8 protein-coding genes are annotated in these 8,603 nt (G+C 54.9%); 2 read left to right on the top strand and 6 right to left on the bottom strand.

Features of this window, described 5'->3' with window-relative positions; translation table 11 throughout:
* Positions 1–260: hypothetical protein (locus HZS81_RS17980; RefSeq protein ID WP_206679556.1), on the top strand; the 260-nt coding region annotated here is incomplete at its 5' end.
* On the opposite strand, the gene HZS81_RS18300 is transcribed toward HZS81_RS17980, so the two are convergent.
* The 6 genes from HZS81_RS18300 to HZS81_RS13030 all read right to left on the bottom strand — a co-directional run bounded on the left by HZS81_RS18300 (position 173) and on the right by HZS81_RS13030 (position 6,987).
* Positions 173–403 carry an ankyrin repeat domain-containing protein gene (locus HZS81_RS18300; protein WP_179931004.1) on the bottom strand — a complete coding sequence of 77 codons (231 nt, stop codon included), beginning with the start codon at positions 401–403 and terminating at the stop codon, positions 173–175. The genes HZS81_RS17980 and HZS81_RS18300 overlap by 88 nt on opposite strands.
* A 143-nt stretch (positions 404–546) precedes the next feature.
* Complete coding sequence (locus HZS81_RS13050) at positions 547–2,052, bottom strand: MFS transporter (RefSeq protein WP_179931003.1); 1,506 nt, start codon at positions 2,050–2,052, stop codon at positions 547–549.
* Between the two features lie 6 nt (positions 2,053–2,058).
* Positions 2,059–2,535: a universal stress protein gene (locus tag HZS81_RS13045; protein WP_179931002.1), complete on the bottom strand. Its 477-nt coding sequence runs from the start codon at positions 2,533–2,535 to the stop codon at positions 2,059–2,061.
* Between the two features lie 61 nt (positions 2,536–2,596).
* Positions 2,597–4,189 carry an MFS transporter gene (locus HZS81_RS13040; protein WP_179931001.1) on the bottom strand — a complete coding sequence of 531 codons (1,593 nt, stop codon included), beginning with the start codon at positions 4,187–4,189 and terminating at the stop codon, positions 2,597–2,599.
* Between the two features lie 246 nt (positions 4,190–4,435).
* A complete protein-coding gene (narL, locus tag HZS81_RS13035) occupies positions 4,436–5,101 on the bottom strand; it encodes a two-component system response regulator NarL (protein ID WP_179931000.1) in 666 nt (221 codons plus the stop codon).
* 2 nt (positions 5,102–5,103) lie between these two features.
* Positions 5,104–6,987 (bottom strand): histidine kinase, encoded by a 1,884-nt coding sequence (locus HZS81_RS13030; RefSeq protein WP_179930999.1) that lies wholly within the window; start codon positions 6,985–6,987, stop codon positions 5,104–5,106.
* A 367-nt stretch (positions 6,988–7,354) separates the two neighbouring features.
* On the opposite strand from HZS81_RS13030, the gene hmpA reads away from it, so the two are divergent.
* Positions 7,355–8,524, top strand: a complete 1,170-nt coding sequence (gene hmpA, locus HZS81_RS13025; RefSeq protein WP_179930998.1) for an NO-inducible flavohemoprotein — start codon at positions 7,355–7,357, stop codon at positions 8,522–8,524.
* Positions 8,525–8,603: the final 79 nt, after the last annotated feature.

Genomic DNA, 8,603 nt, shown 5'->3' with positions numbered 1-8,603 from the left:
CAGTAGTGAAACCGCTCAGCGCCGATGGTAGTGTGGGGTCTCCCCATGCGAGAGTAGGTCATCGTCAGGCACTTATCCGAAAAATCCCCCCGGGCTTATGCCCGGGGGGATTTTTTTTGCGCATTAATAATTTATTTGCTGAAGCTATCAAGCGCTTCAATAAAATTTCTTATTATGGAATTAGTCTATCTTTTAGGGTGATCTTCGTCAGATTTGACTCTGCAAAAGATAGAGTAGTCGTTGGTGCAGCAGCCCATTGAATCGCCGTGCGCCCTGCATGATCGCTTTGATAGGGATCTGCGTCATGCTTTAGAAGCTTGCGGACACTGTCTATATCATTCTGTTTTGCGGCCCAAATCAACGCCGTCCAACCCAGGCAATCTTGATGATTAACTTCAGTCATGGCGCCAATCAATGCTATCCAATCCACCAGGGTGGCAGTGTTTGGCGGATTCGCGCTCTGGGTTAACCGAGACCCACAAAAAAGGGCAGATTGAAACAATCTGCCCTTAACGTATTGTATAGCGAATACCGTCACTTAAGCTCTCAACTCTTGCCTGAGTGCTGCGCTTTAAGGTTCGCTTGTTCCTCTATCATGCGGTCAACAGAGGAGACGTGGTACTCCTCAGCAAAGCCACCTTCCGGCTCCTTGAGCCAGAGAAAGCAGATCAGCCAGCTTAGGAAAGCACCGGTGGCGATGATGTAAAAGAACTGAGTTGGCGTGACGAAGGTGAAAATGGTCAAGTAGACCACTGCCCCCACATTACCATAAGCGCCGGCCATGCCCGAAATCTGGCCGGTGATGCGGCGCTTGATGGAGGGAATGATGCCGAAAGTCGCGCCTTCCGCGCCCTGCACGAAAAAGGACGTAAAAATGGTGATAGCCACGGCCACGATCAAGGGCCAGTTCGAATTGAGCATGGCCATCAAGAGAAAGCCGATGCCGATGCCGAACATGTAGCTGAGCATGACAAAGCGTCGGTTACCCATGCGATCCGACACCATGCCGCCCATGGGGCGCGCCACCAGATTGACAAAGGCGAAGGAGGCCGCGATCACCCCAGCCATTGCAGCACTGAGCCCCCAGGTTTGCTCAAAGAACATGGGCAGCATCGAGACCACGGCAAGCTCAGCACCGAAGTTGGCGAAGTAGGTGCTGTTAAGTGCCGCCACGCTGCTAAAGGGATACTTGTCGTCCTCGGGGACGCCCTCCTTGAGAATGGGGATGTTGACCCGCAAGATCTGGATGATCTGATAGATAACTACCGCGACAATCACCAAGTAAGCAATGATCGCACCCGTGGTGGAAAGGTAGCCCATGTTTTGAATGCGCCAGACAAGGATGCCGAGCACACCGACCAGCGGAATCGTCCAGAGGATCAGTTTGACCATGTCGGCCCAGGAACTTACCTCCATCGCGGCGGCCTTGCGTGGCTTGCGGTGTGCCTTGGGATCCGGACCGTCGGTGATGCCGAACCAGTAGTAGACACCGTAGGCCGCCATGACGATGGCGCTTTGAGCAATGGCCCAGCGCCAGCCGTCTTCACCGCCATACATAGTGATGGCGATGGTAGGCAGGGTCATGGCCGCAGCGGCGGAACCGAAGTTGCCCCAGCCAGCATAGAAGCCTTCGGCAAAGCCGATATCCCGAGGTTTGAACCACAGCGCGGTCATGTGGATACCGACCACGAAGCTTGCGCCGATGGAACTCAGCACCAGACGCGAGATGAGAAGCTGCGCCATCGTGTCGCCGAAGGCGAACACCAGCGCCGGAACCGACATCGTCACCATCAGCACCGAGAACACCCGGCGGGGGCCGAAGCGATCTAGGGCCATCCCCACGATGATGCGCGCCGGAATGGTCAGCGCTACGTTACAGATGGCGAATAGCTTGATGTCGTCCTGGGTTAGCCAGTTGACGCTTTTGAGCATGCTCGATGCCAGCGGCGCCATGTTGAACCAGACATAGAAGGTGATAAAAAAGGCGATCCAGGTCAGGTGCAGGGCCCTGATCTCCGGGTTTTTCACCTTGAACACGGCAGAGGCTTTCATAGTCGTCTATTCCTTGTTTCCAGTGTCGCCTGTGGGGAGAATCAGCAATGGGCATTCGGCCCGGCGGGTAAGAAAGGAGCTGACGCTACCGAAAGTCATGTAATCAAATTCGTCGAAGATGGCGTTGAGTGATTTGGCGATAAAGCTTGGGTCGGGCTCGTGGCTGTGTCGGGCAATGACCAGCAGGTCAGGCTTTTGCTTGTGGGTAGCCTGTAGCAGCAGCTTGCGCGCATCACCCTCGGCGATCATAAGCTCGGCTTCGAACCCTTCCTTAACGGCAGTCTCGACGCCTTCTTTCAAATGCCCTTTGAGCTCCTCGTATTCCTCCTTGAAGAGGTCCTCATTGGCATCCGTAGAATCGCGCGGGTTCTCCACCACGCCCACCAGGATCAGAGAGGGCGTGTTGCAGCGGAACATCTTCATGGTTTCATCGAGTGCCAGTTTGGCGTTTCGAGAACCGTCATAAGCAAGCATGATTTTCATCGGTGACCTCGCAAACGGATAACAGAGGGGCGCCGACCATGGGCGCCACTCGACGAACGATTCAAGGATTCTTCACGTAAGCGTTTTTGCGCAGGTAGAACCACCAGTTAACCACCAGGCATAGCGCGTAGAAGATGGAAAAGCCGTACATGGCAAGTTCTGGCGTACCGGCTTGAATTTGCTCGCCCATAACGCGCGGTGCGATAAAAGCGCCGTAAGCGGCCACCGCCGAGGTCCATCCCAGCACTGGACCTTTCTGCTGCGCATTAAAGATGACGCCGATACTGCGGAAGGTGGACCCGTTCCCAATACCGCTGGCAGCGAACAACACAATGAACAAGATCAGAAAGAGGGCAAAGTAGCTATTCGGGTCGGTAGAGTTATAGGCCAGCATCATCACATAACCCACGGCCGCGGAGGCCGCCACCATCACTACCGAGATTGCCTGGGTGACGATGGCACCACCCATCCGGTCGGAGATCCAGCCCCCTACTGGACGAATCAGCGCACCGACAAACGGACCCATCCAAGCCCACGTCAAGGCACTGGGTCCGTCGGGGTTGTCGATGCGTGTCATGGCGCCGTCAGCGCCCATTTCCATCATACCGCCGAAGATGACATTGATGGACAGCGGCAGGGCCGCAGAAAAACCGATGAAAGAGCCGAAGGTAGCAATGTAGAGCACGGTCATGGACCAAGTGTGCTGGTTAGAAAAAATTTCAAACTGCTTTTTGATGTTGGGCTTGATGTCTCCGGGAATGAGCCGAAGCAATACCACGGTTAAGACGATGGTCAGGGGCAGCGCTATCCACATGTTCAGCCACACTAGCGCCAGCATGCCGATGACGCTGGTGACGGCGCCGACAGCGTAGAGGCCGAGAATCTTGCCGAAAGCCTGCGCGGGTGTGCCCGGGTCGGGCGTGATGGGCCGCAGGTTATTCATACCGAACCAGCCGGCGAAGGCCAGCGGAATCAGAAACACCAACCAGATGAACCCCGCGTTCTGAATCCAAGTATCGGTGCCTGCTTCGATACGGCCAATTAAAGTGCCGCTTGAGCTTTCAAGCGCCATCGGGCCGCCGGCAATAGCGCCAAAGATACCCACTGTCATCACCAGCGGAATCAAAATCTGCATGGTGGTAACGCCGAAGTTACCCAGACCCGCGTTCATGCCCAGGGCATACCCCTGCTGCTTTTTGGGATAGAAGTTAGAGATGTTGCTCATGGAGGCAGCAAAGTTACCCCCGCCAATGCCGGATAACAGCGCCAGTGCTTGGAAGATCCACAGCGGCGTATTCGGGTTCATCAGCGCGAAACCGGTGCCCGCAGCAGGAATCATCAAAAGCGCTGTGGTCAGGAAGATGGTATTACGCCCGCCGGCAATACGGATCATGAAAGACGCGGGGATGCGAAGCGTTGCCCCAGAAAGACCGGCCAGTGCCGTGAGCGTGAATAGCTCACCAACGCTGAAAGAAAAGCCAAGGTTCTGCATCTGCGTGGTGATCATGCCCCACATCAGCCAGACGGCAAATCCCAACAGCAAGCTAGGAATAGAAATCCACAGATTCCGCGTCGCAACCCGTTTTCCTTCCTGTTCCCAGAACGTGGGGTCCTCGATATCCCAGCGTTCAATATCGGCATTTTTTTTACTCATGGCGTACCCCCTTGGACGAGAATGCAGCGTTATGCCGCCCTGACCGGCAAGATACGCCTTGGCTTGAAGGGGGGGAATGGGGGGTAACGAGCCGAAAAAAAGCCTATATACTCCTTGATAGGTATAAAGGCTTGTTGATTAACTATCTGATATTAAATGGAAAAGTATTTACATTGAGGTAAGTGCTAACAGGTGTTTGTGTCCTCTCAAGTCTTTAGGAGTATCCACTCAGAGCCGGCTGACGGGCTATTTATCCAAGCCTTCCTGTACGGCCCAAACGGCCGCTTCCACTCGCGAGCGCAGATGGAGCTTTTTGAGCAGATGCTTCACGTGGACTTTGACGGTGCCCTCGGTGATATCAAGCTTTCGTGCAACCAACTTATTGGACATACCGGCGGCTAGCTCGCGCAAGATTTCTTTCTCGCGCAGGGTGAGGGCGTCAATCGACGGCTTAGAAGGCACTGAGCGTTGATTACGCAGGGCTTCAGCAAGCAGAGCGGTGAGGTTTTCACTAATGGCCATGCGCCCTTTGGCGGCCTGACGTAATTGATGAACCATATCTTCCGGCTCCATATCCTTAAGCAAATAGCCATCCGCGCCGCCACGCAGGGCATCCACCACGTCATCTTCTTGATCCGATACCGTGTACATAATAATTCGCCCAGCGTAGCCCCCATCGCGCAGCTGTTTAAGCGCCTCAAGGCCGTTCATGTCGGGCATATTAAGGTCTAGCAGAAGCATGTCGGGATCTAATGCTACCGCTTGCTCAATGCCTTCTTTGGGGGAGCCGGTATCGAAAATCAGGGTCAGGTCGTCTTCAATCTCTAACAGTTGGCGAACACCGCGGCGTAAGAGCGGATGGTCGTCAATCACCATGATGGTCGCAGGGTGATCGTGGGCGGTGCTGGACATGCTTAGATGCTCCCTTCCTCGATGAGTCGGTCAGTCTGTGGGTTAAAGACGAGATAGACCCCGGTTCCGCCTTCAGAGCGGTTTTTAAAATTGAGTGTGGCATTAATATTGCGCGCACGGTCGCGCATGATGATCAGGCCATAATGCATCGGCGGCGATTGATCATCAGCTAGGCCAATACCGTCATCCTCGACGGCTAAATGTAAGTTCGCCTGCTGAAAGGTGAAGCTAACCTGGGCCCAGTGAGCATGGGCGTGTTTCAGGGTATTAGCCAGCGCTTCTCGGACGATTTGGAGTAGGTGCACTTCTTCGTTAGCGCTAAGTAAGTGCGGCGGCACCTGATACGTTAACTCCACCGTAAAGCCCAATCGCTGGCTAAACTCGTCCACGGTTTGCTGCAACGCTGGCTGCAATCCGGGTTTATCCAGCGAGAGCCGAAAGGTGCTTAGCAGCTCGCGAAGTTGGCGGTAGGCACTGCTGAGGCCTTCACGCAGATCGTTGATGACACCTTGCTGTTGCTCCAGGGGAAACTGTTTTTCCTGCATGCGCTCAAGCCGGGCGACCTGCATTTTCAGGTAAGAGAGTGATTGTGCCAGCGAGTCGTGTAGCTCCCGGGCGATGATGGTGCGCTCCTTAATGAGGGATAGCTGCTGCTGTTCCTCGATACGCTGCTGTAAGTAGATCGCCGTGGCCAAATGGTCGGCGAGCGTATTTAGCAGCTGGCGTGTTGACGTACTCGGCGGCGTGGCGTAGCCGATGGTTAAATAGCCGAGCGTTAAATCACCGACAGCGACGGGCAGCACCAGCGTTTGCGCATCGCTTTTGCGGCTCCGGGGGGGAGGGTGCTCGTGAGAAAACTCAAGTGCGGATTGAGGGTCTTCCAAGCAGGCAAAGCAGTCTAAGTCACGGCAGTAAAGCGGACGCTCGGATGAATGGGTCGCTAGGATTTCCATATCACTGCCGTCATGTTCGTTATTCAGCGATAACACCATGGGGCCGATGTTAAATAGTGCTTCGAGCTCACGCAGCATAGGGGCTGCGCTGCCACATAAGTCGTTGCCACCGCCGTATAACGCGCGGCTGCCGTTGTGAATGATGTGAAGGGCCCGATTGTGACGCGCGAGTTCTTTTTGCTTGTGCGAAATGCGCGCCTCTAGCTCGCTATAGCTTTCGTTGAGTTCGGACGCCATTTGGTCAAATGTGCGACCGAGTTGACCTAGCTCATCGCGGCTAGTGAAATTTGTGCGGTAGTGAAAATTGCGCTGCCCCGCCTCGCGGCTGAGTACCATCAGTTGACGTAGCGGTGTGATGAGGTTGTGTCGAAGGTCATAAAGCGCCGCCAGTAAAAGCAGGCCAATCACGGCTAAAAACAGCACCTGCATAGCGCTTAAAAAACGAATTTTAGCTTCGGTGTTGGCTTCAAGGAGGGAAACAAAGTGGTCAATGTCATCGATAAAGCCATTCAAGGCCGCCTTTGCCCGCTCAATGTCGCGCTCGTTACCGTTAACGGCGTCCTCTAACGTGGGAGTGAGCGTTTGATGCCACTGCGTTTTTAGCGCGCTGAGCTGCTCAGACAGCTGGCCGTTACTCGTATCGTTATTTCCTTGTTCCAGCACGGAGCTTTCTAGGCGCGATGTGAGTCGTTCAGCGAGACGGTTCACCTCTTGTGCCACTTCATTGGGCTCATCAGTAGGAGAGCGCTGCAGCGCCTCGGCAATTTGCGCACTATTTAGGCGTAGGGAACCGGCGACATTAATGGCAGCGGCATCGCCCTGGCTGCGTTGGGCAATCAGCATGGTCAGCCCAATACTTGCGATTGCCATGGTGCTGATGACCATCAGGTAAGCAATACTCCGGGCAACAAGAGAGTGGCGTAATACGTTCATGCGGCTCCCGGTCAGTGAAGGGGGAAACGTAATAGGCCGTCAGGCTAGCGCTTATTCCCTATGATTGAAGTAAGTGTATTACTTCTTTTTAGGTATAAAAAGCTGAAAAGCGCTACCCCTTTGCTTTTTAGTCGTCTAATTTTTCCTCACGGTAATAGCGTGATATCAACGCCCCGATGACAGCGGTCGATTTGCACCGTGGGTATATGCATCAACCGGGATAGTTGCGATGAGCGTCCTTCAAGCAAGTCCCCATTGTACGGCGTTCACCGGCGGGGAGAAATGTTTTGCTGGGGTGTATTTACGCAGGAATGCGAGGCTGATATCTTAAAAGATGTATTTTAAATAAATCTTTTAAGAGGCATTTATGCTCTCACCGGCACAAGAAGACATCATCGAAGCCACCGCGCCTGTCGTGGCCGAGCACTTAGAAACCATCACGGCGCGTTTTTACCCACTAATGTTTGCGCGCTACCCGCAGGTCGTGCCGCTGTTTAACCCAACGCACCAGCAAAACGGCGGCCAGCCGCGCGCGTTGGCAAAGGCCGTGCTGGCTTACGTGCAGCTGCGTCAATCGCCGCAACAGGCCCGCGAAACGCTAGAAACAGTGGTCAATAAGCACGTGTCGTTGGACATTCAGCCAGAGCACTACCCGATTGTTGGCGAGTGCCTAATGGCCGCGATTGGCGACGTGCTCGGTGATGCCGTCACGCCGGAGGTGGCCGACGCCTGGAGTGCACTGTACCAAGAGCTTGCGGATTTGCTGATCGAGCTGGAAGCCGAGCGCTACAACGCCTTTGAGCAGCAAGTCGGTGGCTGGCGCGGGTCGCGGCGTTTTCGCATCGCTGAAACACATCAAGAGAGCCACGTGATCCGCTCGTTTATTCTAGAGCCGGAAGACGGCGGCGCGGTGGCGGCGCATGCGCCCGGCCAGTACATTGGGGTGAAGCTTGAAATCGACGGTGAGCCGGTTTATCGCCACTACAGCCTTTCCGATGTGCCCAATGGTCGTGCTTATCGGCTTTCTATCAAGCGCGAGGCGCACGGGGTAGCGAGCCGCCACTTCCACGACCGCCTGGATGTTGGCGATACGCTAGAACTGTTACCGCCCGCGGGCGAGCTAACACTGGCCGGTGATGACGAACCGCTTGTGTTGATTAGCGGCGGCGTCGGTCAAACCCCGCTGCTGCCGATTGCCAAGCAAGCGCTTGAGCAAGGCCGCCGGGTGACGTACCTGCACGCCGCTTTAGACGCTGAGCATCATGCCTTTGCGGGAGTGATTGCCGACCTACGTAAGGCGTATCCCCAACAGCTCAATAGCATCACTATTTATGAGCAGGATGACAGCGGCGACTATCAAGGGCGCATTAATCAGTCGCTGCTAGCCGATTATGTGCCGTCACAGGCGCGCTGTTACTTTGTTGGGCCTCACGGCTTTATGGCAGCGGTAAACCAAGGGTTGGAGCGCTTGGGCGTGCCAGCAGACAAGCGTCACTTCGAGCACTTTGGGCCCGAAGCGGCGCTAGACGCGGCGTAACCCTAGGGCTTTGTAGTTAAGGAATTAGCAACAAAAACGAACGTAACCACTGCACTGAAAAAGAGCGCCATCGCCGTGA

This window comes from Vreelandella salicampi (assembly GCF_013415105.1).
GTDB classification, from domain to species: Bacteria; Pseudomonadota; Gammaproteobacteria; order Pseudomonadales; family Halomonadaceae; genus Vreelandella; species Vreelandella salicampi.
Note: the sequence above shows the minus strand (reverse complement) of the source record. Positions and strands in the feature narration are given on the sequence as shown.

Coding starts and splice junctions, on each gene's coding strand:
- HZS81_RS18300 (WP_179931004.1), bottom strand. CDS start 403: ATGACTGAAGTTAATCATCAAGATTGCCTGGGTTGGACGGCGTTGATT.
- HZS81_RS13040 (WP_179931001.1), bottom strand. CDS start 4,189: ATGAGTAAAAAAAATGCCGATATTGAACGCTGGGATATCGAGGACCCC.
- HZS81_RS13045 (WP_179931002.1), bottom strand. CDS start 2,535: ATGAAAATCATGCTTGCTTATGACGGTTCTCGAAACGCCAAACTGGCA.
- hmpA (WP_179930998.1), top strand. CDS start 7,355: ATGCTCTCACCGGCACAAGAAGACATCATCGAAGCCACCGCGCCTGTC.
- HZS81_RS13050 (WP_179931003.1), bottom strand. CDS start 2,052: ATGAAAGCCTCTGCCGTGTTCAAGGTGAAAAACCCGGAGATCAGGGCC.
- HZS81_RS13030 (WP_179930999.1), bottom strand. CDS start 6,987: ATGAACGTATTACGCCACTCTCTTGTTGCCCGGAGTATTGCTTACCTG.
- narL (WP_179931000.1), bottom strand. CDS start 5,101: ATGTCCAGCACCGCCCACGATCACCCTGCGACCATCATGGTGATTGAC.